Annotated in this window: 24 protein-coding genes; 13 read left to right on the plus strand and 11 right to left on the minus strand. The window is 68.6% G+C overall.

Going from position 1 to position 24,354, the window contains the following annotated elements; all coding sequences use genetic code 11:
• Positions 1–63: 63 nt before the first annotated feature.
• The 5 genes from IE191_RS02540 to IE191_RS02560 all read right to left on the minus strand — a co-directional run bounded on the left by IE191_RS02540 (position 64) and on the right by IE191_RS02560 (position 6,952).
• Positions 64–1,362 carry a DUF445 domain-containing protein gene (locus IE191_RS02540; protein ID WP_373299221.1) on the minus strand — a complete coding sequence of 433 codons (1,299 nt, stop codon included), beginning with the start codon at positions 1,360–1,362 and terminating at the stop codon, positions 64–66.
• A complete protein-coding gene (locus IE191_RS02545) occupies positions 1,359–4,577 on the minus strand; it encodes an efflux RND transporter permease subunit (RefSeq protein ID WP_191322785.1) in 3,219 nt (1,072 codons plus the stop codon). The genes IE191_RS02540 and IE191_RS02545 overlap by 4 nt, the downstream gene beginning before the upstream one ends.
• 19 nt (positions 4,578–4,596) lie before the next feature.
• Positions 4,597–5,685, minus strand: coding sequence for an efflux RND transporter periplasmic adaptor subunit (locus IE191_RS02550; protein ID WP_373299222.1), 1,089 nt, complete (start codon positions 5,683–5,685; stop codon positions 4,597–4,599).
• 587 nt (positions 5,686–6,272) lie between these two features.
• A complete protein-coding gene (gene sciP, locus IE191_RS02555; protein ID WP_022677617.1) occupies positions 6,273–6,572 on the minus strand; it encodes a CtrA inhibitor SciP in 300 nt (99 codons plus the stop codon).
• Positions 6,569–6,952 (minus strand): hypothetical protein, encoded by a 384-nt coding sequence (locus IE191_RS02560; RefSeq protein ID WP_191322786.1) that lies wholly within the window; start codon positions 6,950–6,952, stop codon positions 6,569–6,571. The genes sciP and IE191_RS02560 overlap by 4 nt, the downstream gene beginning before the upstream one ends.
• A gap of 121 nt (positions 6,953–7,073) precedes the next feature.
• Here IE191_RS02560 and mnmA point away from each other — a divergent pair, with 121 nt between their 5' ends.
• Positions 7,074–8,291, plus strand: a complete 1,218-nt coding sequence (gene mnmA / locus IE191_RS02565) for a tRNA 2-thiouridine(34) synthase MnmA (protein ID WP_191322787.1) — start codon at positions 7,074–7,076, stop codon at positions 8,289–8,291.
• 3 nt (positions 8,292–8,294) lie between these two features.
• Here mnmA and IE191_RS02570 read toward each other — a convergent pair whose 3' ends face one another.
• A complete protein-coding gene (locus IE191_RS02570; RefSeq protein ID WP_229815056.1) occupies positions 8,295–8,696 on the minus strand; it encodes a hypothetical protein in 402 nt (133 codons plus the stop codon).
• 127 nt (positions 8,697–8,823) lie between these two features.
• On the opposite strand from IE191_RS02570, the gene IE191_RS02575 reads away from it, so the two are divergent.
• On the plus strand, positions 8,824–9,891 hold the full coding sequence (locus tag IE191_RS02575; RefSeq protein WP_229815057.1) for a serine hydrolase domain-containing protein: 1,068 nt from the start codon (positions 8,824–8,826) through the stop codon (positions 9,889–9,891).
• Between the two features lie 138 nt (positions 9,892–10,029).
• Here IE191_RS02575 and IE191_RS02580 read toward each other — a convergent pair whose 3' ends face one another.
• Complete coding sequence (locus IE191_RS02580; RefSeq protein ID WP_308432866.1) at positions 10,030–10,425, minus strand: bactofilin family protein; 396 nt, start codon at positions 10,423–10,425, stop codon at positions 10,030–10,032.
• Positions 10,415–11,503 (minus strand): M23 family metallopeptidase, encoded by a 1,089-nt coding sequence (locus IE191_RS02585; RefSeq protein ID WP_229815058.1) that lies wholly within the window; start codon positions 11,501–11,503, stop codon positions 10,415–10,417. Before IE191_RS02585 ends, IE191_RS02580 begins: the two co-directional genes overlap by 11 nt.
• A gap of 329 nt (positions 11,504–11,832) precedes the next feature.
• Between IE191_RS02585 and IE191_RS02590 the strand changes: the two genes are divergently transcribed.
• From IE191_RS02590 to IE191_RS02630, 9 genes are all read left to right on the plus strand, one after another.
• On the plus strand, positions 11,833–13,113 hold the full coding sequence (locus IE191_RS02590; RefSeq protein ID WP_191322984.1) for a glutamate-5-semialdehyde dehydrogenase: 1,281 nt from the start codon (positions 11,833–11,835) through the stop codon (positions 13,111–13,113).
• Positions 13,077–13,844 carry a nicotinate-nucleotide adenylyltransferase gene (locus IE191_RS02595; RefSeq protein WP_229815059.1) on the plus strand — a complete coding sequence of 256 codons (768 nt, stop codon included), beginning with the start codon at positions 13,077–13,079 and terminating at the stop codon, positions 13,842–13,844. Before IE191_RS02590 ends, IE191_RS02595 begins: the two co-directional genes overlap by 37 nt.
• Before the next feature lie 157 nt (positions 13,845–14,001).
• Positions 14,002–14,400, plus strand: coding sequence for a ribosome silencing factor (rsfS, locus tag IE191_RS02600; protein ID WP_191322790.1), 399 nt, complete (start codon positions 14,002–14,004; stop codon positions 14,398–14,400).
• 104 nt (positions 14,401–14,504) lie between these two features.
• On the plus strand, positions 14,505–14,930 hold the full coding sequence (locus IE191_RS02605; protein WP_191322791.1) for a 23S rRNA (pseudouridine(1915)-N(3))-methyltransferase RlmH: 426 nt from the start codon (positions 14,505–14,507) through the stop codon (positions 14,928–14,930).
• Positions 14,931–14,935: 5 nt separating this feature from the next.
• Entirely contained in the window at positions 14,936–16,150 is a 1,215-nt protein-coding gene (locus IE191_RS02610; protein WP_191322792.1) for a murein hydrolase activator EnvC family protein, read from the plus strand.
• Positions 16,151–16,295: 145 nt separating this feature from the next.
• A complete protein-coding gene (locus tag IE191_RS02615; RefSeq protein ID WP_191322793.1) occupies positions 16,296–17,630 on the plus strand; it encodes a S41 family peptidase in 1,335 nt (444 codons plus the stop codon).
• Positions 17,631–17,651: 21 nt separating this feature from the next.
• The gene (locus IE191_RS02620) at positions 17,652–18,146 is read left to right on the plus strand and encodes a disulfide bond formation protein B (RefSeq protein WP_191322794.1); all 495 of its coding nucleotides are present in this window, start codon (positions 17,652–17,654) and stop codon (positions 18,144–18,146) included.
• Between the two features lie 4 nt (positions 18,147–18,150).
• A complete protein-coding gene (locus tag IE191_RS02625) occupies positions 18,151–18,684 on the plus strand; it encodes a demethoxyubiquinone hydroxylase family protein (RefSeq protein WP_191322795.1) in 534 nt (177 codons plus the stop codon).
• A 136-nt stretch (positions 18,685–18,820) separates the two neighbouring features.
• Positions 18,821–19,450, plus strand: a complete 630-nt coding sequence (locus IE191_RS02630) for a hypothetical protein (protein WP_191322796.1) — start codon at positions 18,821–18,823, stop codon at positions 19,448–19,450.
• 83 nt (positions 19,451–19,533) lie between these two features.
• Here the strand turns inward: IE191_RS02630 and fabI are convergent, their stop codons facing one another.
• The 3 genes from fabI to IE191_RS02645 all read right to left on the minus strand — a co-directional run bounded on the left by fabI (position 19,534) and on the right by IE191_RS02645 (position 22,530).
• The gene (gene fabI, locus IE191_RS02635; RefSeq protein WP_191322797.1) at positions 19,534–20,337 is read right to left on the minus strand and encodes an enoyl-ACP reductase FabI; all 804 of its coding nucleotides are present in this window, start codon (positions 20,335–20,337) and stop codon (positions 19,534–19,536) included.
• Positions 20,338–20,428: 91 nt separating this feature from the next.
• Positions 20,429–21,496 (minus strand): YihY/virulence factor BrkB family protein, encoded by a 1,068-nt coding sequence (locus tag IE191_RS02640; RefSeq protein WP_191322798.1) that lies wholly within the window; start codon positions 21,494–21,496, stop codon positions 20,429–20,431.
• A gap of 68 nt (positions 21,497–21,564) precedes the next feature.
• Positions 21,565–22,530, minus strand: a complete 966-nt coding sequence (locus tag IE191_RS02645; RefSeq protein WP_191322799.1) for a DnaJ C-terminal domain-containing protein — start codon at positions 22,528–22,530, stop codon at positions 21,565–21,567.
• A 151-nt stretch (positions 22,531–22,681) separates the two neighbouring features.
• On the opposite strand from IE191_RS02645, the gene pdxH reads away from it, so the two are divergent.
• Together pdxH and IE191_RS02655 are read left to right on the plus strand one after the other, a co-directional pair.
• Entirely contained in the window at positions 22,682–23,317 is a 636-nt protein-coding gene (pdxH, locus tag IE191_RS02650; protein ID WP_191322800.1) for a pyridoxamine 5'-phosphate oxidase, read from the plus strand.
• 9 nt (positions 23,318–23,326) lie between these two features.
• Complete coding sequence (locus IE191_RS02655; protein WP_191322801.1) at positions 23,327–24,328, plus strand: cation diffusion facilitator family transporter; 1,002 nt, start codon at positions 23,327–23,329, stop codon at positions 24,326–24,328.
• Positions 24,329–24,354: the final 26 nt, after the last annotated feature.

Raw genomic sequence — 24,354 nt, forward strand, 5'->3', positions numbered from 1 at the left:
CCGCGCTGTCGAGAAAACCCCTATGGTTCGCCCGAAGGGGTGTCGAAACAAATTGTTGGCCGGTCATAGCGCCCGGTCCAGCGCATGCAGCGCCAGGCCGACCAGCCCGCCGACCAGCGTGCCGTTGATGCGGATGAATTGCAGGTCGCGGCCGACCGCCCCCTCGATCCGCGCCGTGACGGTGCGCGCGTCCCAGCGGCGGATCGTTTCCGACACCAGCCGCACGATCTGGCTGCCATAGCGGCTGGCCACGCCCACCAGCGTGCGCCGAGCAAAGCGGTTGACCAGCAGCGCCAGGCGCCGGTCGGTCTGCAAGGCCCGGCCGAGGTCCGCCAATGCGACACCGATCTGCCCCGAAAGCGCGCCGCCGGCCGTGCCGCCGCGCACCGCCGCCAGCAAGCCGCCCCGCGCGCGCTCCCACAGTGCATCAAGCCAGTCAGTGAACGCGGGATTGGCCAGGACTTCGGCCTTCATCCCTTCCACCCGCGCCCGCATGGCCGGGTCTTCCACCAGATCGTGCGCCAGTTGCTCCAGCCCTTCCACGATCTTGAGCCGCAGCGGATGATCGGGATGGACCACCGCTTCGGCCAGCAGCTTGTAGATGCCATCCAGGATCGTGTTGGCCAGGCGCTCGTCCAGCTTGACCAGGCGCACCAGCGCATTGGCGCGATCATGGATCAGGGTGCGCAGCAGGGCCTCGTTGGCTTCCAGCGTCTGCGCGGTCTTGGCCAGCAGCGCCTCGATCAGCGGCAGGTGGCGCCCATCGGCAATCATCGCGTGGAGCATCTGGCCCAGCAGCGGCGCCAGATCGATCCGCGCGATCTGCTGGCGGAGCGCCTGCTTGGCCATGCCGCCCAGCTTTTCCCGGTCGAGCGATTCGAGAATGTCGGCCGCCAGGCTGGCTGCACCGGCGGCAAGGCGCCCCTGCTCGCCACCCTGGCGCGGCGCAGCGAGGAACGATCCGGCCGCCGCTGCCACGTCGAGCCCAGCCAGGCGCCGGGCCACGACCTGGGGGGTGAGGAAATTGGCCTGGAGGAACCCCGCCAGCGAATCGGCGATGCGGTCCTTGTTTTCCGGGATGATCGCGGTGTGCGGGATCGGCAGCCCGAGCGGATGGCGAAACAGCGCGGTGACGGCAAACCAGTCGGCCAGGCCGCCCACCATCGCCGCTTCGGCAAAGGCGCGCAGATAGCCCCAGCCGGCGGCCGCACCGGGCGCTGCCAACATGGTGCGCGCCAGGATGAACAGGCCGGCCATCGCCACTAGCAGGCCCGTGGCCACGAGGCGCGTGGTGCGTGCCCGATCTACAGGCTGGAACAGGGGCCTTGCGGAGCGGGCCAGGCGGCGGGGAGCAGTGGTCACTCCGCCGGGAATGCCTCATGCTCCGTGTGGTTCCCGCGCACAGCCGGTGTAGCGGGCACGGCGGGGCTGGCCGCGCGCTTGCTCTTGTCCGCCGGTTCGGTGGACAGGACCAGCCGCGCCAGCCAGGGGCCGAGGCGCTTTTCAAACCCGTCGGCCAGGCTGAAACCGGCCGGCACGATCAGCAGGGTGAGCAGGGTGGACAGCGTCAGCCCGCCGATCACCACCGTGCCCATCGGCGCGCGCCAGCCAGCGTCGCCACCCACCGAGATGGCGGTGGGCACCATGCCCGCGATCATCGCCACGGTGGTCATGATGATCGGCTGCGCGCGCTTGTGCCCGGCTTCGGTGATCGCTTCCAGCTTGGTCTTGCCGGTTGCCATTTCCTCGATCGCGAAGTCGATCAGCAGGATCGAGTTCTTGGCCACGATGCCGAACAGCATCAGCACGCCGATGAACACCGGCAGGCTGAGCGCCTGGCCGACGAAGCCAAGCAGCAGCAAGCCGCCGAGCGGTGCCAGGAACAGCGAGCCCATGTTGACCAACGGCGAAACGAAGCGGTGGTAGAGCAGCACCAGCACCGAGAACACCAGCAGCACGCCGGTGGCCAGCGCGATGAAGAAGTTGGTCAGCATTTCGGCCTGCCAGCGATCCTCGCCCGCCGGGGCGTTGGAAACGCCGGTCGGCAGGTTCTGCATGATCGGCAGCTTGGCAATGGCGTCCATCGCCGTGCCCTTGACCACGCCGGGCGGCAGATCGGCGCCCACGAAGATGCGGCGGTTCTGGTTGTAGCGCTGGATCGTGGTTGGACCAGAGCCGAAGGTGATGCTGGCGACGCGCGCGAGCGGCACCGACAGGCCAGTGGCGGTCTGCACCGGCAGGTTCTCGATCGTGGAAAGATCACGGCGCGAATCCAGCGGCAGCTTGACGCGGATCGGCACCTGGCGGTCCGACAGCGAGAACTTGGCGCTGTTCATGTCGATCTCGCCCTGGGTGGCGATGCGGATCGTCTGGCTCAGCGCCGAAGTGGTCACGCCGAGCGAGGCGGCCAGATCGAGATGCGGGACGATCACGATTTCCGGGCGGCGCAAGTCGGCGCTGATGCGCGGCGCCACCACCTGCTTCAAGCCACTCATCTGCTGCACCAGGGTCTGCGCCGTGCGTTGCAGCAAGTCGGGGTCGGAACCCGACAGCATCACGCTGATCGGCCGGCCCGAACCGCCACCACCGCCGCCGCCGTTCTGGTCCTGGAACGTGACGCGGGCATCGGCAATCTGTTGCAGGCGCGGGGTCAACTCGCGCTGGAATTGCAGGCTGGTGCGCGGACGGTCCTTGCGCAGCGTGATGATGACGCGCCCGCTGCCTTCGGTGATCCGCTCCAGCGCCACGTCGATCTCGGGCTCGTTGCGGATGAGGTTGTAGACCTCGTCCACCTTGGCGGCGGTCTGGTCGATCGTGGTGCCAGGCACCATTTCCACGTTGATCTGCGAGAAATCGCTGTCGGTATCGGGGAAGAACTGCGTGGGGATGACCACGAACATCACCCCGGTAAGCAGCAGCGCGCCAAGGCCAATGCCCATCATCCACAGGCGATGGTCGCGCAGCCGCGCCAGCACCCGGCGGCGCGGGTGCCGTGCGCGATAGGCCGCCGCCTTGCTGGTATCGAGCGACCAGCGCAGCACGGCCATGTAGCGATCCATCCATGGGCCTTCGCCATGGGGAATGTCGCGCTGGTCCCGCTTGAGGAAATAGGCCGCGACCATCGGCGTGATCATGCGCGCGACCAGCAGCGAGAACAGCACCGCAACCACGACAGTGAGGCCGAAGTTCTTGAAGAACTGGCCCGAAATGCCCGGCATCAGGCCCACCGGCAGGAACACCGCGACGATCGAGAAGGTGGTTGCCACCACCGCCAGGCCGATCTCGTCGGCCGCGTCGATCGAGGCCTGGTAGGGCGATTTGCCCATGCGGATATGCCGCACGATGTTCTCGATCTCCACGATCGCATCGTCCACCAGCACCCCCGCGACCAGCCCCAGCGCGAGCAGCGACATCGTGTTGAGCGTGAAGCCCATCAGATGCATCACGGCAAAAGTGGGAATGGCCGAAAGCGGAATGGCGATGGCGGAAACGAAGGTCGCGCGCCAATCGCGGAGGAAGAAGAACACCACGATCACCGCCAGCACGGCGCCTTCCACCATCGAGGACATCGAGGTGTGGTACTGCTGCTTGGTATAGTTCACGCTGGTAAACAGTTGCGTGAAGCGGACCTTGTGGCCTTGCTCGGCGGAGATCTTGTTCAGTTCCTTGACCGTCTCGTCATAGACGCTGACGTCGGATTCGCCGCGGGCGCGGGCGATGCTGAACGTCACCACCGGCTTGCCGTTGAACTTGGCGATCGAGGTGATCTCGCTGAAGCTGTCGTGCACGTCGGCGACGTCGGTAAGGCGGATGACCCGGCCGGCGGCAACCGAAATCTGCGTCTGCCCCAGGTCGAACGCCGATCGCGCATTGCCCAGCACGCGCACCGATTGGCGCGCGCCGGCCACTTCGGCCTTGCCCCCGGCGGCGTTGAGGTTGACCTGGCGCAGGGCGTTGTTGACCTGCATCGCGGTGACACCGAACGACTTCATGCGCATCGGATCGAGCGTGACCGCGATCTCGCGGGTCACGCCGCCGGCGCGGTGCACTTCGGCCATGCCGGGAATGGCCAGAAGGCGCTTGGCAATCGTGTCGTCAACGAACCACGAAAGCTGCTCGATGGTCATGTCGTCGGCCGACACCGCCCAATAGGCGATCGGGTCGGACGAGGTTTCCGCCTTGAACACCTGCGGTTCCAGGATGCCGTCGGGCAAGTCGCCGCGCACCTGGTCCACCGCGTTCTTCACTTCGGCCACCGCACCATAGATGTCGGTGCCGATCTTGAACTGCACCATCGTCTGGCTGGAGCCTTCCGAGGCGGTCGAGGTGATCGTGTCCACCCCGGCGATGGTGCGCACGGCGGATTCCACGCGCTGGGTGATCTGCGTCTCGATCTCGGTCGGCGCGGCGCCGGGCTGGCTGATCTGCACGATCACCAGCGGGAATTCGATGTCGGGCTGGTTCTGCACCTTCATCATCGCGAAGGACACCAGCCCGGCCAGGGTCAGGCCCAGGAACAGGACGATGGGAACGACCGGATTGCGGATCGACCAGGCCGAAAGATTGCGAAAGTTCATGGCCGTTCCCGCCTGGCGATCAGTGAGCCGCGGCGCTGGTGCCGGCCATTACCGGCCGCACCGTGTCACCGGGGTTGAGGAAGCCGCCGGCGCGCAGCACGACGCGCTCGTTGCCCGAAAGCCCCTCGCGCACGACAATGCCCTGGCCGGTCACTTCGCCGATCTTGACCGCGCGGCGCGAGACCTTGTTGGCACCATCGACGACATAGACATAGCTGCCCTTGTCATCGCTCAGGATCGCGGTTTCGGGCAGGACCGGCGCAGTCAGCAGGCCGCTGCGGATCGTGGCGCTGGCAAAGCCGCCGGGGCGCAGCGCCGGATCATAGCGCAGCGCGATGCGGGCAATGCCCTCGCGCGTGGTCGGATCGATCGTCGGCGCGACTTGCCAGACGGTGCCGGTGAAGCTCTGCGTGGTGCCGACCGGCGTCACTTGCGCGGTCACGCCCACGTGCATCCGCGCCAGGTCCACTTCGGCCAGGCGCGCCTGCATTTCCAGCTCGCCATCCCTGGCCATGCGGAACAGGGTGCCGCTGCCCGAGCTGACGATCTGCCCCGGCTCCACCCCGCGCGTCAGCACCAGGCCATCGGCCGGCGCCACGATGTTGAGGCGGGCAGTGCTGGCGCGCAACTGGCCCAGCGTGGCGCGGGCCACGCGCACTTGTGCCACGGCAGCATCGCGCGTGGCGGTCAACTGATCGATATCGGCCTTGGAGATGAAGCCCTTGGCCACCAGCTTGAGGGCGCGATCGAGATTGCTCTGGGCGATGCGGGCATTGGCTTCCTGCACTTCCACCCCGGCCGACTGGCTGGCCACCTGCTGCACCTGCACCGAACGGTCGACCACGGCCAGGACTTGCCCGGCGTGGACCCAGGTACCGGCATCGACCAGTACGCTGCGCACCAGGCCACCCTCGCCGGCGATGCCCACCGGCATCTCGCGCTTGGCGGCGATCACGCCGCTGGCCACGACCGTGGCGTCCACCGTCTGTTGCCCGGGCGCCACCACGGTCACGGTCTGCGCCTGCGCCGCGGCATCGTGCTTGTCGCCCCCCGCGCTGTCGCGGTGCATCAGCCACCAGGCCAACGCCAGCAGCACAACCAGCCCCACGCCGATGGCCAGCCCGCGCAGGCGGTTGCCACCGGTTGCCGGCGCATCGGCCAGGCTGTTGATGTCTTGCGTCTTGTCCAGCAGAATTGCCTCCCCGGCCCGAACGGCACACGCAACGCCGCAATGGCACGCGCAGCCTGGGCCACGATCCCCTATGCCTGCCCCATGCCTCCGCGCTGGGCGAGGCCTGAGCCAGGCGATGTGTTCCCAACGTCGTTTCGAACCGGACGGCGGTGCCCCGGCGTCCTACCCTCACGGCTGGGTGCGGGCCTGTGCCAGCAGCCAGCAACGCCGGTCGCCAGCAGGTCCCCCACCTTCGCCAGACAGGGCGCGCCGGGCGCCATCCTGCGAAGGTTCCTTACCTTGCCAGCATTTAACCCGTTCTTAGCTGCCGCAACGACCAGTTGCAATCATGGCTCGACGAACAGCGTCCACGCTCGCAGCATTTGCAGGCCGAATTCAGGAGCAGCAGCCGCCAGACGCCAAAACGGCCGCCCGGATCGCTCCGAACGGCCGCACCGTGGATGGCGGTGTGGCGCGAGCGGCCGGCCTAGCCTCAAGGGGCAGGGCGGCGCGCCTGCGCGTGATCAATACTTGAGCTGGCGCTCGTAAAGGTCGCGGTAGTGCTGGATACGGGTGACCCGCAGGCCCTGCATGCCCGAACGGTCCACCGCGCGCTGCCACGAGGCGAATTCTTCCAGCGTCAGGCCATAGCGTTCGCAGGCCTCGTCGATGGTCAGCAAGCCACCGTTGACCGCAGCGACCACTTCCGCCTTGCGCCGCACCACCCAGCGTGTGGTGTTGGCAGGGGGCAGGTTGTCCAGCGTCAGCGGTTCACCCAAGGGGCCAATAACCTGCGCCGGCCTGATTTTCTGGTTTTCGATCATGGCACTTCTCGTCGGTCAGCTACGCCTTGCGGCAGGGGAGACGGCCTGTTTGGCTTCATCACCGTTGTGCTTCCCTCCATTTTGCCATTCGCTGAAGAGTTTGGGTTAACGAGATCTTCATGGTCACCTAGGCGATCTCCCGGCTTGCGTTCGTCCGCCCTGAGCAACATCCACGCTGCGACCCGATGGAAGCTGCCCAGGTTCTGGCCACCTGGCACAGCCAGCGCAGCATCCCGCGACACCCGCCGCAGGTCTTGTGCGGCTTCCAGCCGGGCGCAGAATTCGGGCCAGTGCAGCTCGCGCAGCATCCCGGCCGATTCGGCGCCGGCCAAGCCGCGCAGATCGTCAAAACCCAAGTCCATGCGCTTGGCATACGCCAAACAGGGATAAGGGAGTGTAAAGCCGCTCTTTACAAAAAATTAACCATTCGCCCAGCGCACTTGCCCCTGCCCGTGGCATTTTTGCGCTGAAACCTGGGGGAAAAGCGCCTATGGGCGCGCCATGGCGCATTGTACCCCCCCCTCTTCCCTGCCCCAGGCTCCCATCGATTTCGGCGATCTGGCCGATCCCGCCGCGCTGATCGAGGCACCGCTGTTCGACCTCGCCGCCCCGGCCAGTGCGCGGCGCATCGTGGTGGCCATGTCGGGCGGCGTGGACAGCTCGGTGGTGGCCGGCCTTGCCGCCGCGAGCGGAGCCGAAGTGATTGGCATCACGCTGCAACTTTACGATTATGGCGCCGCCACCGGGCGCAAGGGCGCCTGCTGCGCGGGCGACGACATCCGCGATGCGCGCGCCGTCGCCGATCGCCTGGGCATTGCCCACTATGTGTTCGATCACGAGTCGCGCTTTCGCGAAGACGTGGTCGAGCGCTTTGCCGACGATTACCTCGCCGGGCGCACCCCGATTCCCTGCATCCGTTGCAACATGGGGCCAAAGTTCACCGACCTTTTGGCCATGGCGCGCGAACTGGGGGCCGATTGCCTGGCCACAGGCCATTACGTGCGCCGCGTGGCCACGCCTGCGGGCGCGCAGCTCCACCGTGCGGCCGATCCCGCCCGCGACCAGAGCTATTTTCTTTATGGCACCACGCAGGAACAGCTCGAGTTCCTGCGCTTCCCGCTCGGCGGCATGCCCAAGCCGCAGGTGCGCGCGCTGGCCCAGGCAATGGGCCTGGCCGTGGCGGCCAAGCCCGACAGCCAGGACATCTGCTTCGTGCCCGATGGCGACTATGCCAAGATCGTGCGCAGCGTGCGCCCGGAAGGCGGGCGCCCCGGCGCGATCGTCCATGCCCAGACTGGCGCCGAACTGGGCCGGCACCACGGCGTGATCCACTATACCGTGGGCCAGCGGCGCGGCCTGGAAATCGGCGGCCAGCCCGAGCCGCTCTATGTCGTCGGGCTGGACGCGGCCCAGGCGCGCGTGCTGGTCGGCCCGCGCCACCTGCTCGGCGTGGCCTCGGCGCGCGTGGTCGAAACCAACCGCATCGGCGCCCTGCCTGAAGATGGCACGCCGCTCACCGCCAAGGTCCGCTCACTGGCGAAGCCCGTGCCGGTTACGCTCGATGGCCCGTTCGGCGATGGCGCGGCCACTGTCCTGCGCTTTGCCACGCCGGAATACGGCGTCGCGCCGGGCCAGGCGGCCGTGCTCTATGCCGGAGACCGGGTGGTCGGCGGCGGCTGGATCGACAGCACAGAACCGGCGGAAGGTATTGCAGCCTAACCCTCAATCCCGCCAGGGCTGCAACTGGCAGCCCCAGCCTTCGCGATAGGTGGCGGTCTGCGCGGCGGCCAGCGGCACGGTGGCGGTGACGGTGTGTGCGCCCGCGTCCTCGGCCAGCGAGACGGGGAAGCGGCCCTTGGGATTGTCCTTCTCGCAATCGCCCAGCGCCCGCCCGCCCAGGTAGCGGCACGAACAGGCCTGGCGCGCGGCGCGGGCGGCCTCGATTCGCGCGCTGTCGTGCGCCGGGCGCCAGACCAGCGCCACGAACGCCACGCCCAGCCCGAGCGCCAGCCCCACGACAAGCCCGAGCCCGCGCATCCAGCGGCGCCTGGCCGGCCCCTGCGGCGCAGGTCCGCCGAAATGGAGCGGATCATTCGGGGAAGAAGACGGCTTGGTGGTTGCCATGTGCATTCGATCTGGTGGAAAGACGCAGGCAATCATGCACAGCGCCGCCCGATTCCGTTTACCCCTTGCCCGCTGGTGTGTCCGCCGGTGGTGGCGCCTTATCGCGCCCGCTGCGCTTGCACCAGCCTTGTTCGCCTGTGCGGCCAGCCAACCCGCGCAGCAGCCACTGTCGCCGCAGGCCCTGGCCGCTGTGGTCGACGATCCGGGCGTGGAACGCGAAGGCCTGGCCCGCGCGATCGACGCGCTGTTCACGCCCGATGGCCGCAGCAGCGACAACCCCGGCGCGGGCGAGACCCGCGCGGTGATCGTGATGCGCGCCGGGCGCATCGTGGCCGAACGCTATGGCGATGGCTATCACGAAAATACCCGCTTTGCCGGGGGCGGCATCGCCCGCTCGATCACGGCGGTGATGATCGGCATGCTGGTGTCCGACGGGCGCCTGCGCCTCAACGAGACCGCGCCGGTCCCCGCCTGGCAGCGCCCCGGTGATCCGCGCGGCGAGATCACGCTGCGCCACCTGTTGCAGATGCGCTCCGGCCTGCGCGAGGAACCGGGTGACGAGGCGCGCATGCTGTTCGGTGCCGGGCGCGACGACATGGCCGGCGCAGCCGAGGACCAGCCGCTGGCCGCCGAACCGGGTGCGCGGTTCCAGGACGATGCCGCCAGCGGGATCATCCTGGCAGACCTGGCCGCGCGCGTGCTCGCCCCCACCGGAGACGCGGAGGCACGGCGCCGCGCAGTGGCCGATTACTTGCGCACGCGCCTGTTCGAGCCGGTGCAGATGCGCGGCGTGGTGCCCTCCTATGACGCCCACGGCACGATGAACGGCGGCGCGATGATCGATGCCACGGCGCGCGACATGGTCCGCTTTGGCGAATTCCTGCGCAACCGGGGCGCGGTGCACGGCGCGCAGCTCGTGCCACGCCAATGGATCGATTTCATGGCCAGCCCCTCCCCGCGCGAGAAGCAGTATGGCGCCGGCATCTGGCTCAACCGCAAACCGACCGAGGGCGAGCCGCGCCTGTTCCCCCAGCGCGGCCCGCGCGATCTCATGGCCGCGCTGGGCGATGGCGGCCAGGCCGTGCTCGTTTCGCCCGCGCGCAAGCTGGTGGTGGTGCGCCTGGGCCTGACCCAGCCCGGCGGCGATGCCGCGCTGATGGGCAAGCTGGGCGATATCGTCGCGCTGTTTCGGTGAAGTCCGCCGCTCAGGCGGTGGCGTGGGACCCCGGGTCAAGCCCGGGGTGACGATAATCACAGATAAACCAACCCCTTACGTCACCCCGGACTTGATCCGGGGTCCCGCTTGACGGCCTGACCCTAATCGGGAAAGGCTTCAGGCGGTGGTGCGCACCGCGATCAGGCTGTCGGGCACGGCGGCGGCGGCATTGGCGCCGCGCGGGGCAAAGCGGCCTTCCACTTGCGCGCCCTGTTCGATGGTCAGCGTGTCATAAGTCACGTCGCCCAGCACGCGCGCGGTCTTGCCCACCACCAGGTCGGCCACGTCGACCGCGCCATTGACCGTTCCGGAAAGGCGCGCGCTGCGGGCGGTGATCGCCCCGGTGATCACACTGCCTTCGCCCTGGACGAGCGCGGCGCAGGTGACATCGCCCTCGATCCGGCCATCGACATGCAGGTCTGCCCCGGCGACGATGTTGCCGTGCACCGCCATGTCCGCACCCAGCACCGAGAACGTCGTCGTCCCGGCGGAGCCTGCGCGTTCAGTGCCCACTGTGGCCAGCTTCTTTGAAAACATCGGGCAAGGTCTCCAGGAACGGGCGCGGATCGACCGGGCGATCATCGATCCGCACTTCAAAATGCAGGTGCGGGCCGGTGGAGCGGCCGGTGCTGCCAATCCGGCCGATCTCGACACCGGGGGCGACACGCTGGCCGACCCGCGCCTCGATCCGCGACATGTGGGCATAGCGCGTGACCAGGCCATGGCCATGGTCCACTTCCACGCAATTGCCATAGCCGGAACGGACCCCGGCAAAGCGCACCACGCCCTGCGCGGCGGCATAGATCGGCGCGCCGATCGGCCCCTTGAAATCGAGCCCGGGGTGGAATGCACCGCCACCGGTGAACGGATCGGCGCGATAGCCAAAGCCGCTGGAAATGAAATCGGCGCTGGCCGGCAGGGCATGGGGCAGGCGCGCCAGGCCCTGTTCCAGCGCGGTGAGGCGCGCCATGCTCTGGCCCAGCCGGGCCAGCGCGGGGTCGTTCTGGCCGAGCGCGATCAGCGGGCCGCCCATCGCCGCGCGACCGCTCGCCCGCAGCGGCGCGACTTGCACGGGGTTGAGGCCCACGCGCCGGATCGCGGCATCGGCCTGCGCCGCGCGCGCATCGGCATAGCGCGTCAGCGCCGCCACGAACGCGGCCTGGCGCATCGCCAGGCGCTCCACGCTGCCAGCCACCGGCATGTTGTAGGACAGCGGCTTGACCGCCGGAGCGGAGGCCGGATCGGCGGGCGGCAGATCGCCGAGCTGGCCCTTCACCAGCGTCTCGATCATGTCCTGCCGCCGCTCCAGATCCTGCAAGGCGCCGGCCACGCCGTGGCGGGTGCGGGCGGCACTGCGTTCGGCCGCGTCCACCGCCGCTTCGCGCTGGCGCAGCGCGGCGGCATGGCGCGCGGCCAGAACCTGGCCGGTCAGGATCGTCGCCATCGCCCCCAGCCAGACCAGCACGGCCAGCGCCAGGGCGCCAGCCACACGCCGCTGCGTCCGGCCCGAAACGCGGATGAAGCGCACTTCGCCCTGTGCCCGCATGAAGAATTCGCGATCGGGAAACCACGCGGCAAGGCGCGCTTGCACCTGATCAGGCCACCGCGCCAATGCCGCCCGCGCACGGCGCCAGGCTGCGTCCCTGGCAGGGCGCGGAGCCGTGACGCGCACGGGTTCGGGTTTGGCTGGCGGCAAGATGATGCGTGATCCCAAGGCGAAGTTTGCGGCAGACAGGCTGCTGGCCGATGAACTGGCCCCCCGACCAGCCTGCGGCGCGCGGCGCTTATCGCCCCGGGCGCCGGGAGTCGAATCCAGCGGTTCCCGAGCGGGGCCAGCCGTGCCGCAACGGCGATGAATCGTTTGCAAGGCCTTCCGCGCCCGTGACAGCGCCTGCCCCCGATGGTAAGCCGCGCGCCATCATGTCGACCAAGCCCCAGGATATCGCCCCCGAATCTCCCGCCGCGCTGGTGGAGCGCCTTGCCCGCGCCGGCCGCGCCGCCCAGGCAGAGCTGGCGCGCATGCCATCCCCGGCCAAGGAAGCCGCGCTCAAGCTGGCCGCCGCCGCCCTGCGCCGCGCCGCGCCCGAAATCCTGGCGGCCAATGCGATCGACATGGCCAACGGCGCCACGCGCGGCTTGACGCCGGCCCTGCTCGACCGGCTGCGGCTGGACGAAGGCCGCGTGGCCGCCATGGCCGATGCGGTGGACCAGGTTGCCGGCCTGGCCGATCCGGTGGGCCAGGAAATCGACGCCGCCACGCGCCCCAACGGCATGGTGCTGCGCCGCGTGCGCGTGCCGATCGGGCTGATCGGCATCATCTATGAAAGCCGCCCCAACGTGACCGCCGATGCCGCCGCGCTCTGCGTGCGGTCGGGCAATGCCGCGCTGCTGCGCGGGGGTAGCGAGGCGGTCCATTCCAACCGCGCGATCCATGCCGCGCTGGTCGCCGGCCTGGCCGAAGGCGGCGTGCCCGCAGCGGCGGTGCAACTGCTGCCGACGCAGGACCGTGCCGCCGTGGGCGCCATGCTCACTGCCGCCGGGCTGATCAACATGATCGTGCCGCGCGGCGGCAAGAGCCTGGTCGCGCGTGTCCAGGCCGATGCCCGCGTGCCGGTGCTCGCCCACCTCGACGGCATCTGCCACACCTTCGTCCATGCTGCCGCCGATCCTGCCATGGCCGAGGCCATCGTGCTCAATGCCAAGATGCGCCGCACCGGCATCTGCGGATCGATGGAAACCCTGCTGATCGACGCGACTTATCCCGCCGCTGCGGCGCTGGTGGCGCCGCTGATCGCGGCGGGCTGCGAAGTGCGGGGTGACGCCCGGGCCCGCGCGATCGATCCGCGCATCGTGCCGGCGGCGGACAACGACTGGGACACCGAATATCTCGACGCGGTGCTGTCGGTGGCCGTGGTCGATGGCCTCGATGCCGCGCTGGCCCATATCGCGCGCCATTCCTCGGCCCATACCGATGCGATCGTCACCGACGATGCCACGGCGGCCGCCCGCTTCCTGGCCGAAGTGGACAGCGCCATCGTGATGCACAATGCCTCCAGCCAGTTTGCCGATGGCGGCGAATTCGGCCTGGGCGCGGAAATCGGCATTGCCACCGGGCGCCTCCACGCGCGCGGCCCGGTCGCGCTGGAAGGGCTGACCACCTACAAGTGGCTGGTCCACGGCAGCGGGCAGGTTCGGTCCTGACACGGCGGCAGCCCCGGCTGACCGGCCTTCTGGGCGGCAGCTTCAACCCGGCGCACGGCGGCCACCGCCGGGTGAGCCTGTTCGCGCGGGCCGCGCTGGGGCTGGACGAAGTGTGGTGGCTGGTCTCGCCGGGCAACGTGCTGAAGCCGGCGCAGGGCATGGCGCCGCTGCCCGCGCGGGTCGCCTCGGCCCGCCGGCAAGCCCGCCGCGCACCGATTCGAGTGACCGCGATCGAGCGCGAACTGGGCACCCGCTATACCATCGACAGCTTGCGCGCGCTGGTCCGCCGCTATCCGCGCCGGCGCTTCATCTGGTTGATGGGGGCCGATAATCTGGCACAGTTCCATCGCTGGAAAGACTGGCGCGCAATCGCCCGCACCATGCCGATTGCGGTTGTCGCGCGTCCGGGCTATGATGCGGCTGCGATGGCGAGCCCCGCCATGGTATGGCTGCGCCGATGGCGCCGGCGGTGCAGGCAGGAATGTGATGGCGCTCTTTGGCCCGATGCTGGGCCAGCAGGGGGTGCCGCCCTGAACGCCAGTTTCCCGCATGATCCGATGCAGGGCGCACCCGCGCTCTTCATTCTGCGGTTCGATCCCGATCCCCGCTCCGCCACGGCCTTGCGCCGGGCAGAGCCCGATTGGGCGGGCCGTCTTTCCGTTGCCGGACTGCGCGATGGTGTGACCCACCGCCGCCTTGCTCCGGCGTGTTGCGGAAGGAGCGGACGCTGAGCGTCTTGGCCGCCATCCCTGCTTTCCGGCACGCTTTTCCGGCCCTTTGGCCTGCCCGCCGCGCGCCTTGGCGCAAGGCGGCTTTGCCGTTGGATCGAAAGAGTTTTCCGGACGTTGCGATATCAGCCATGTTCCAATCGGAGTTTACGCCAAGCCAATGACCAGTGCCCAACCCCAGCCGGCAGATGCCGGCGCCGTCCCCCAGGCCCCTTCTGCCGGCGCTCCTGCCAGCCTGTTCGCGCTCGTCCTGCAATCGCTGGACGATGATCAGGCCCAGGACGTGGTGTCGATCGCCCTGGAAGGCAAAAGCTCGATCGCCGATCACATGGTGATCGCCTCGGGCCGCTCCACCCGCCAGGTTGCCGCCATGGCGCAGAAGCTGGCCGAGCGCATCAAGCAGGCCGGCTATGGCCACGTGCGCATCGAAGGCCTGCCCGCGGCCGACTGGGTGCTGATCGACGCCGGTGACGTGGTCGTCCACCTGTTCCGCCCGGAAGTGCGCAGCTTCTACAATCTGGAACGCATGTGGGGCTTCGGCGACGCCGGCTCTGCCTGACATCCCTTTGGCGTGAGGCGGTTCCCCGCCTGCTCCCCCTCCTCTTCGTAAGGAGGGGGTCGGGGGGTGGTGGAAGCCACAAGCAACGCCTGATCCGGACCCCCATGCTCCTCCACATCATCGCCCGGGGAAAGATCGGCCGCTCGCCCGAGGCGGAGCTGGTCGAGCGCTATGGCAAGCGCATCACCTGGGGGTTCAAGGTTACCGAACTGCCCGATCGCGGCGGCACCATGCCGCCGGTGGCCGCCAGCCCGGTGCGCACCGTGGCCATGGACGAGCGCGGCAAGCACCTGACGTCGGCTGAATTCGCCAAAGTGCTGGGCCGCTGGCGCGACGATGGCGTGCGCGAGGCGCGCTTCCTGATCGGCGCCGCCGATGGCCATGACGACGGCCTGCGCCAGAGCGCGGACCTGCTGATCGCGTTCGGCGCCGCGACCTGGCCGCACATGCTGGCCCGCGCCATGCTGGCCGAACAGCTCTGGCGGGCGACCAGCATCATCGCCGGCCACCCCTATCACCGCGAGGGCTGAGGGGCATGGACGCGCGCCGCTCGCTCGCCCTTGCCGCCGCCCTGCTGCTGCCGCTGGCCGCGTGGCAGATCGCCGGGGCCGATCCCGCCCCCGCCTATCGCACCGCCGGAGAGGCCGCCGCCGCCCTCGCCCAGGCCCAGGGCGCGCTGGCCCAGGCCCGCGCACGTGGCGAAAAGCTGGAGGCGCAGGCCCAGGCCGCCACCGCCGCTGCCGATCGCACCGCGCAGGAAGCCGCCGCGATCGCCGCGCGCATCCAGCAATCCGAAGCCGAAATCCGCATCAGCGAAGCCAGGATCGCGCTGATCGACAAGGAGCGCGCCGACCTGCGCCTGCGCATGGCCGCGCGGCAGGAACCGCTGGTGCGCCTGACCGCCGCGCTCCAGCTCTTTGCCCGGCGCCCGCTGGCCTTCAGCCTGCTGCGCGCCGAATCCCTGCGTGACACGGTCTATCTGCGCGCCGTGCTGGAAACCATGGTGCCCGAAGTGCGCCGCCGCACCGCCACCCTGCGCAGCGCCATCGTGCGCGGCCGGCTGTTGCAGGAACAGGCGCGGGGCGAAGCGGCGCGGTTGCGCGCCAGCCAATCGGGGCTGGGCGAGCGCCGCCAGCAGCTTGCCGCGCTGGAAAGCCGCCAGCGCATTGCCAGCCGCGCCGCCAGCGGCACCGCCAGCCGCGAGGCCGACCATGCCCTGGCCCTGGCCGAACAGACCCGCGACCTGGCCACGCTGATGCAGCAGCTTGGCCGCGACGGGCAGATGCGCGATGCCCTTGCCGGGCTGCCCGGCCCGCTGCAACGCCCCGATCGCCCCGGCGCGGTGCTGATGGTGGAAGATGTTGATCCGCTGCTGCGCACCAGCGCCCAGTTGATGTGGATCCTGCCGGTCTCGGGCCGCGTCGTCACCGGCTTTGGCGAAGCGGGCGCCACTGGCCCGGCGCAGGGGCTGACCATCGCGCCCGCGCCTTCGGCCCAGATCGTCGCCCCGGCGGCCGGGCGCGTGGCCTTTGCCGGCACCTATCGCGGCTATGGCCAGATCGTGATCGTGGAACATCCCGGCGGCTGGACCTCCCTAGTCACCGGGCTTGGCCGGATCGACGCGGCCGTGGGCGATCGCGTGGTGCAGGGCTCACCGCTGGGGATCGCCGCCCCGGCCAGCCCGCTGGTCAGCGTGGAACTGCGCAAGGACGGCGTTCCGGTCAACCCGCTCGCCGCGCTCAGGAATTGATCGCGGGCAAGGTCTGCGGGCGGCCCATAGGGCAAACGGGAATCCGCTTCGCTCCATCTGGCATTCAGGCTTGGGGGGCTATACAAGCGGCCAGAATGGCGCGTGATGTGCCGGCTGGTCTTTCATCGAAGGTTCGATTGCACACATGGCACAACGGCTTGCTTCCCTGCTGCGCGCAACGGCGCTGGTTTCGGCCGTTGCGGTTCTGCCCTTGGCCACGGCCGGGCTGGCAGCGGTCGATTCCCGCACCGGGCCGCAGTTCCAGAAGCTCGAACTGGTCTATGAGAAGATCAAGGAGAACTATGTCGAGCCGGTCGACGACGACACCCTGATCAAGGGCGCGATCGACGGCATGCTGGCCACGCTCGATCCGCACAGCGCCTATCTGGAAGCGCGCGATTTCGAGAACCTGCGCACCCAGACCGAAGGCGCCTATGGCGGCCTTGGCCTTTCGGTCACGCTCGATGATGGCGCGGTCAAGGTGATCGCGCCGATGAAGGGCACCCCCGGCGATCTCGGCGGGATCAAGGCCGGTGACTATATCACCCACCTCGACGGCAAGCTGATCTATGGCGGCTCGCTCGATGATGCGGTGGACCAGATGCGCGGCGCGCCCGGCACCAAGATCAAGCTGACCGTCTATCGCCCCGGCCGCGACGAGCCGCTGGACTTCACCCTCACCCGCCAGGTGATCAAGCTGCGCCCGGTGGAATGGAAAGTGAAGGACAACATCGGGGTGATCTCGGTGTCGAGCTTCAGCGAGAACGTCGGCAGCGAAGTGGCCCAGGCCGTGGCCGCGATCCGCGCGCAACTGGGCAACAACCTGGCCGGCATCGTGCTCGATCTGCGCGGCAACCCCGGCGGCCTGCTCAACGAGGCGGTCTCGCTGGGTGACGATTTCCTCGACAAGGGCACCATCGTGTCGCAGCGCGGGCGCGATCCGCAGGACAACGACATCTATTACGCCCACCCCGGCGACGTGGCGCGCGGGCTGCCGATGATCGTGCTGATCGACGAAGGCTCGGCCTCGGCCTCCGAAATCGTCGCCGGCGCGCTGCAAGACCAGCACCGCGCCCTGATCATGGGCCAGCGCAGCTTCGGCAAGGGCAGCGTGCAGACGCTGATCCAGCTTGGCAAGGACGCCGCGCTCAAACTGACTACCGCGCGCTATTACACGCCCTCGGGCCGCTCAGTGCAGGAAGGCGGGATCGAGCCCGACATCGCCGTGCCGCAGATTTCCGACCCCGACTTGCGCAAGCGCGCGCTGCGCTCCTATCGCGAAAGCGACCTGCGCCGCCACCTGATCAACGAGATCAAGGAAGACAAGGACCTGGAAAAGGACAAGGTCGACGATCCGCGTTTCAAGATGACGCCCGAGGAACTCAAGGCCAAGGGCATCGACGATTTCCAGCTCTACTATGCCGTGCAGACGCTCAAGCGCACCGCGCCCGGTGCCCTCGCCGCGCTGCGCAAGCGCTGAGCCGACAGCGGATCTTCATCAATGACCACTCTGCGTCCTTCTTCCGATCTCGCCCTGGCCCGCACGCTGGCCCTGGGTGTTCCGCTGATTGCCATGGGCACCGCGCTCGTGGCGCAATACGGCTTTGGCCTGCCGCCGTGCGAAATGTGCTGGTGGCAGCGCTATGGCCACCTTGCCGCGATTGCGTTGGGCGTGCTGGCGCTGCTGCGCGCGGGCCGGCCCGAAGGGCGCTGGCTGGTGCTGCTGGCCGCGCTCGGCATCCTGTCCAGCGGATTGATCGGCGCGTTTCACGCCGGGGTCGAATATCACTGGTGGGAAGGCGTCACCACCTGCTCGTCCAGCCACATCGATGGCGATCCGCTGGCCGCGATCATGGCCGCGCCGCTGGTGCGCTGCGACGTGCCGGCCTGGACCCTGTGGGGCGTGAGCATGGCCGGCTTCAATTTCCTGTTTTCCACACCGGCCGCGCTGGCGATCCTGGGATTGCTGGCCAAGAGCCGCGGCAAGGGAGCCTGATGCGATGACCCGCACCGCCAAGACACTGCGCCCCGAAATCGCCCGGATGATCCGGGTGGACCAGGCCGGCGAATTCGGCGCCACGCGCATCTATGCCGGGCAACTGGCGGTGATGGGCGATCGCGGCCCGGATTCGGCCGAAATCGTGGAAATGGCCCGGCAGGAAGAGGATCACCGCGCCACGTTCGATGCGATGATCGCGGAGCATGGCGTGCGCCCCACCGCGCTGCATCCGGTGTGGTCGGTTGCCGGCTTCGCCCTGGGCGCGGCCACCGCGCTGCTTGGCCCCAAGGCGGCCATGGCCTGCACCGCCGCGATCGAGACCGAGATCGACCGCCACTATACCGAGCAACTGGAGGAACTGGGCGACAGCGAACCGGATCTGGCCGACACCATCCGCCGCTTCCGCGACGACGAACGCGCCCATCGCGATGCCGCGCTGGCAGCGGGGGCGGAAGAGACCCCGGCCTATCCCTTGCTGTTCAACGCCATCCGCCTGGGCTGCCGCGCCGCGATCAAGCTGTCGGAACGCATCTGAATGCGGCAGGCGCGGAGCCGATTGCCGGCGCCGCGCGTTGCCCCTTCATCTATCATTCACCGCCCTGCCGCCTTATGGTGGGGCGAACCGGGGGCCGGCAAGCGCTGCGCCTTTCCGCGCTGGAGACGAACCGACGATGCGCCTTGCTGCCCACCCCTTCCGCCTGCTCGCCCCGGCCCTGCTGCTGGTGCCGGCCGCGCTGCTCGGGTCCACGCCCGCCGAGGCCGCCCGCAGCCGCACGCCCGTGCCCGAAGCGCAGCCGGCCGACGATGGCCCGGTGCAGGGGGACGAAAAGGTCAACCAGCTCATCATCTACGGTGATGATCCGTGCCCGGTTTCCACCGCCGAGCAGATCACCGTCTGCGCCCGCAAGGACGAGGCCGAACGCTTCCGCATTCCCGCCCCGTTGCGCGACAACCCCAACGATCCGCGCAACGAATCCTGGACCGACAAGGTCAAGGCCTATGAAACCGTGGGCGCCGCCGGGATCAATTCGTGCTCGCCGGTCGGTTCGGGCGGGGCGTCGGGCTGTACCACCCGCCTGATCCACGATGCCTATGCCGAAAAGAAGCAGAGCAGCGACGTACAGTTCGGCAAGCTGATCGAGGCCGAGCGCGAGCGTCGGCTCTCGACCATCGACAAGGACGCCGCCGAAGAGCAGGCCCGCGTCGAACAGCTCGAAAAGGAATACGAAGCCCGCCTCGCGCGCGAACGCGACGCCGGCACCACGACCGAAACCGCGCCGGCACCTGCGCCGCAGAACTGAGCGGGACGTTCCAGGACACGCCAAACGAAAACACCCCGGGTATTCCCCGGGGTGTTTTCGTTTCGATCGTGATGACCGGCCGGTCAGCTCAACGCGATGTCCGGTGCGTCTTCCTGCTTCATCCCGACGAGGTGATAGCCCGCGTCCACGTGATGCACTTCGCCGGTGACGCCAGCGGAGAGATCGGAGAGGAAATAGAGGCCAGAGCCGCCCACGTCCTCGATCGTGGAATTGCGGCGCAGCGGGGCGTTCAGCTCGTTCCACTTGAGGATGTAGCGGAAATCGCCGATGCCGCTGGCGGCCAGGGTCTTGATCGGACCGGCCGAGATGGCGTTGACGCGCACGCCCTGCGGGCCGCAGTCGTTGGCGAGGTAGCGCACGCTGGCTTCCAGCGCCGCCTTGGCCACGCCCATCACGTTGTAATGCGGCACGACCTTTTCCGCGCCGTAATAGGTCAGCGTCAGGATCGAGCCACCGTTGGGCATCATCTCCACCGCGCGCTTGGTCACCGCGACCAGGCTGTAGGCCGAAATGTTCATGGTCATCAGGAAGTTGTCGAGCGTGGTGTCGTAATAGCGCCCGCGCAACTGGGTCTTGTCGGAATAGCCGATGGCGTGAACGACGAAGTCGATCGTGTCCCAGCGCGCCTTCAGTTCGGCAAAGGCGGCGTCGAGCGCGTCCATGTCGGACACGTCGCAATCGATCAGGAAATCGCTGCCCAGGCTGGCCGCCAGGGGCCGCACGCGCTTGGCCAGCGCCTCGCCCTGGTAGGAGAAGGCCAGTTCCGCCCCCTGTTCGTGCAACTGGCGGGCAATGCCCCAGGCCAGCGACTTGTCATTGGCGAGGCCCATGATCAGGCCGCGCTTTCCCTTCATCAATCCGGTCATGCGCCCTCGTACGCTCCTGCACCGTGTGGCCGCCCTGCGTCGCGGCGGTCCTTGCGGAAGGAACCTGAACGCAGAGTGGCCAGCCGGGTTGTCATTCTGGTTTGCGCACGCCAGCCTGGCGAATGGCCCGCGCGCGATTGTCTGCCTGGCCCAGCATGTCGTGCTCCTCCGGCGTTTCGGCGAGCGCGGCATTGAGTTCGGCACCTATTACCATCCCTATGCCGACCAGCCAGAAAAAGAAAAGGGCGATCATCACCCCGGCCAGGCTGCCATAGGTCAGATCGTACGAGAAAACCGTGGCGAGGAGTTTGGGCAACAGGATCGACACGGTGAGCCACCACAGCGAGACGAACAGCGCGCCTGGCCACTTGGGATAGCGATTCGCGCGATAGGCGCTGGGCGTGAGCGAGAGGAACAGCAGCCACAGCGCGCCGAACAGCACCAGCGTGGGCAGGAAGCGCCCCGCCGCCAGGCCATCCACCCAGACGCCGAACTGCGGCATCCACGCGGTGATCACTTCCTGCGCCGCGCCGATCGCCACTTGTGCCAGGATCGAGACCAGAATCAGCACGACCGACGCGATGATCAGCCCGGTGGACATCAGGCGATAGCGCCAGAAGGCATGTTCCCACTGCGTGCCATAGGCGCGGCGCAGGATATCGCGAATGGTCTCGACCAGGCTGCTCACGGTCCACAGCCCGACCAGCCCGCCGATCCACAGCAGGTGCCCGGTGCGGGCCTCCACCGCGGCACGCGCCACCGGCTCGATCGTGGTGGCCACCACGCGCGGCAGGGCCATCAGCACGGTGTTGATCGCGGCGGTGCGCTGGCTGGTCTCGCCGATCAGCGAAAACAGCGCGGCGCCGGTGATGAAGAAGGGAAACAGCGCGATCAGCACCATGTAGGCAAAGTTGCCGGCATGGATGAAGCCGTCGTTGATCACCCCGGTCCAGATGCGCTTGAGCAATTCATAGACCCGCGCGCCGGGGCGCAGTTCGGCGCGGGCATCGCCCAGCACTTCGCCCACTTCGGCGCGCAGGCGGCGGTGCAGCGCGGCCCGGCGGCGCGCTTCGGGGGAAAGATCGGGCACCAGTGCCTTGGCGCCGTCCGGCACGCCGGGCACACCGGCGGCCAGATCGGGATCGCTTGCATCATCCATCAGCAGGGCAATGCACGAGAGCGCCGGATGGCTCCCGCCCTTTCGGTCCTGTCCGGCCGCACCTGGGCTTACATGCCCAAGCGAGCGCGAGGGTTGCGCGTGTCGTGCCAGCCGGCCAGCCGGGCCTTGAGATCGGCATCATCGGCGGGCAGATCGATTTGCAGGGTCACCAACTGGTCCCCCCGCTCGCCATCCTTGCGGGTAAAGCCCTTACCCTTGAGACGCAGGGTGCGACCACTGCTGCTGCCGGGCGCCACGGTGAGCATCACCGCGCCGTCCACGGTCGGCACTTTCACCTTGGCGCCGCCCACCGCCTCTTCCAGCGTGATCGGCAGATCGAGGCGGATGTTGTCGCCCTCGCGCACGAAGAACGGATGCGGCGCGATCTCGATCGTCACCAGCGCATCGCCCGGGCCACCCGGCCCCGGCTCGCCCTTGCCGGCCAGGCGCATCTGCTGGCCCTGCTCGACCCCGGCCGGCAGCTTCAGCTCGATCGTGCTGCCCGATGCCAGGGTGATGCGCTGCGCCGCGCGCGTGGCCGCTTCCACGAAAGGCACCTGCAACCGATAGCCGACATTGGCGCCCTTGGGCGGCGGGGGACGACGCCCGCCGCCGAACCCGCCAAAGCCACCGCCGGCACCGCCGCCGCCGCCGCCCATGCCGCCGCGCCCGCCGAACAGGCCCTCGAACAGGTCGGACAAGTCGGGCCCATCGCCGGTTTCAAAGCCGCCATCGTGGCGAAAGCCGCCCTGGCCGCCGCGAAAACCACCGCCACCGCCGCCAAATCCGCCACCGAACGGCATCGCCGGGTTGCCGTCGGCATCGATCTCGCCACGGTCGAACTTGGCGCGCTTGTCCTTGTCCGAGAGCAGGTCATAGGCCCGCGTCACTTCGGCAAAGCGTTCGGCCGCCTTGGGATTGTCCTTGTTGTGATCGGGGTGCAGTTCCTTGGCGAGCTTGCGATAGGCCGATTTCACGTCCTTTTCGCTCGCACTGCGCGCCACACCGAGGATGGAATAGGGGTCTGCTGCCATGGCACTCTAGCTAGGGACAGGGGCGCTTGCCCGCAAGGCTCGCTTTCACGATGATAGAACCCGCGTTACAGCGCCTTGATCGAAGTCATCGCGGCCAGGCCAGCAAACGGCGCATCCTGCCCGCCATCATGCATCAACAGGACATCCGCCCGTGACCGAACAGAGCCAGGACGCCATTCCCCACGGCGATCCCTATGCCATCTTCGACGATTGGTTCGCCCAGGCGCAGCAGAGCGAGCCCAACGATCCCAACGCCATGGCCCTGGCCACGGCCACGCCCGATGGCGCGCCGTCGCTGCGCATGGTGCTGCTCAAGGGCCATGGCGCCGATCTTGGCCCCGCGTTCGATGGCGCCGGCGGCTTTGTGTTCTACACCAATTTCCACAGCCGCAAGGGCGGGGAACTGGCCGCCAACCCGCAAGTGGCGCTGCTGTTCCACTGGAAAAGCCTGCGCCGCCAGATCCGCATCGAAGGCCCGGTGGTGGAAGTGAGCGCGGCGGCGGCCGATGCCTATTTCGCCAGCCGCCATCCCGAATCGCGGCTTGGCTCGGCCGCGTCCGACCAGTCCCGCCCGCTGCCTTCGCGCCAGGTCTATCTCGATCGCGTCGCCGCGATCCGTGCTGACCATCCCGATGGCAACGTGCCGCGCCCGGCGCATTGGTCAGGCTATCGCGTGGTGCCGCGCGCCATCGAATTCTGGCAGGATCGCGACTATCGCCTGCACGAGCGCCGCCGCTTCGTGGCCGATGGAAACGGCGGCTGGACCAGCACGCTGCTTTATCCGTAAAGGGCGGGGATGACCCAGACCGCCGCCCCCTCCCCCACTGTTGCCACCACCAGCCACGCCGATCTCAACCGCCGCGCGGCCATGGCCAGCAGCGCGGTGGCGCTGCTGCTGCTGGGGCTCAAGGGCTGGGCCGTGGTGCAATCGGGCTCGCTGGCCATGCTCGGCAGCCTCGCCGATACCGCGCTCGATCTGGTGGCGAGCCTCGCCACCCTGCTCGGGGTGTGGATCGCGGCCATGCCCGATGATCACAACCACCGCTTCGGCCATGGCAAGGCCGAGGCGCTGGCCGCGCTGTTCCAGGTCATCCTGATCTCGTTTTCCGCGCTCGGTTTGGCCTGGCGCGCGGTGACCCAGTTCCTGGCCGGCGCCCCGGCGATCGAGGCCGAATCGGGCATTGTCGTCTCCGCCATCGCCATGGCCGCCACGCTGGCCCTGCTCGCCTACCAGCGCATGGTGATCGCCCGCACCGGCAGCCTGGCGATCAGCACCGACAACGTGCACTACAAGTCGGACCTGGCGCTCAACCTGGCGGTGATCGTGGCGCTGGTGATCGAGCACTATCTGCACCTGCCCGGCACCGACGCGGTCTTTGCCTTCGGCATCGCGCTGTGGCTGGCCTGGGGCGCGTGGGGCGCCTCGCAGGAAGCGGTGGACCAGTTGATGGATCACGAATGGCCGATCGAGAAGCGCGAACGCTTTCTCGAAGTCGTGGCCCAGCATCCCGAACTCAGGGGCCTGCACGACTTGCGCACGCGCACCAGCGGCAATCGCGATTTCGTGCAGTTCCACGTCTGGGTGGACGGCACGATGAGCGTGGCCCAGGCCCACCGCGTGATGGACGAGATCGAGGAAAAGCTGATGAGCGAATTTCCCGGCGTGGAAGTGCTGATCCATCCCGATCCCGAAGGCCATGTCGACGAAGCCGGCCTGGGCGCGACCGATCTGCTCGCCCCCGGCCCCAACGGCGAAAGCCCGGCGCTGGCCGTGCAAGGCGGACCTGGCGAGGGATAAGGCATCGGGCTTGTCCCGATCGCGGC

This window comes from Novosphingobium pokkalii, from assembly GCF_014652855.1.
Lineage (GTDB): Bacteria > Pseudomonadota > Alphaproteobacteria > Sphingomonadales > Sphingomonadaceae > Novosphingobium > Novosphingobium pokkalii.

Bases quoted from the DNA above. Each gene is read 5' to 3' on its own strand.
- rsfS (WP_191322790.1), top strand. From the start codon at position 14,002: ATGACCAGTGCCCAACCCCAGCCGGCAGATGCCGGCGCCGTCCCCCAG.
- IE191_RS02640 (WP_191322798.1), bottom strand. From the start codon at position 21,496: ATGGATGATGCAAGCGATCCCGATCTGGCCGCCGGTGTGCCCGGCGTG.
- IE191_RS02645 (WP_191322799.1), bottom strand. From the start codon at position 22,530: ATGGCAGCAGACCCCTATTCCATCCTCGGTGTGGCGCGCAGTGCGAGC.
- IE191_RS02605 (WP_191322791.1), top strand. From the start codon at position 14,505: ATGCTCCTCCACATCATCGCCCGGGGAAAGATCGGCCGCTCGCCCGAG.
- IE191_RS02630 (WP_191322796.1), top strand. From the start codon at position 18,821: ATGCGCCTTGCTGCCCACCCCTTCCGCCTGCTCGCCCCGGCCCTGCTG.
- sciP (WP_022677617.1), bottom strand. From the start codon at position 6,572: ATGATCGAAAACCAGAAAATCAGGCCGGCGCAGGTTATTGGCCCCTTG.
- IE191_RS02625 (WP_191322795.1), top strand. From the start codon at position 18,151: ATGACCCGCACCGCCAAGACACTGCGCCCCGAAATCGCCCGGATGATC.
- IE191_RS02615 (WP_191322793.1), top strand. From the start codon at position 16,296: ATGGCACAACGGCTTGCTTCCCTGCTGCGCGCAACGGCGCTGGTTTCG.
- IE191_RS02545 (WP_191322785.1), bottom strand. From the start codon at position 4,577: ATGAACTTTCGCAATCTTTCGGCCTGGTCGATCCGCAATCCGGTCGTT.
- IE191_RS02610 (WP_191322792.1), top strand. From the start codon at position 14,936: ATGGACGCGCGCCGCTCGCTCGCCCTTGCCGCCGCCCTGCTGCTGCCG.
- IE191_RS02570 (WP_229815056.1), bottom strand. From the start codon at position 8,696: ATGGCAACCACCAAGCCGTCTTCTTCCCCGAATGATCCGCTCCATTTC.
- IE191_RS02620 (WP_191322794.1), top strand. From the start codon at position 17,652: ATGACCACTCTGCGTCCTTCTTCCGATCTCGCCCTGGCCCGCACGCTG.
- mnmA (WP_191322787.1), top strand. From the start codon at position 7,074: ATGGCGCATTGTACCCCCCCCTCTTCCCTGCCCCAGGCTCCCATCGAT.
- IE191_RS02655 (WP_191322801.1), top strand. From the start codon at position 23,327: ATGACCCAGACCGCCGCCCCCTCCCCCACTGTTGCCACCACCAGCCAC.
- fabI (WP_191322797.1), bottom strand. From the start codon at position 20,337: ATGACCGGATTGATGAAGGGAAAGCGCGGCCTGATCATGGGCCTCGCC.
- IE191_RS02590 (WP_191322984.1), top strand. From the start codon at position 11,833: ATGTCGACCAAGCCCCAGGATATCGCCCCCGAATCTCCCGCCGCGCTG.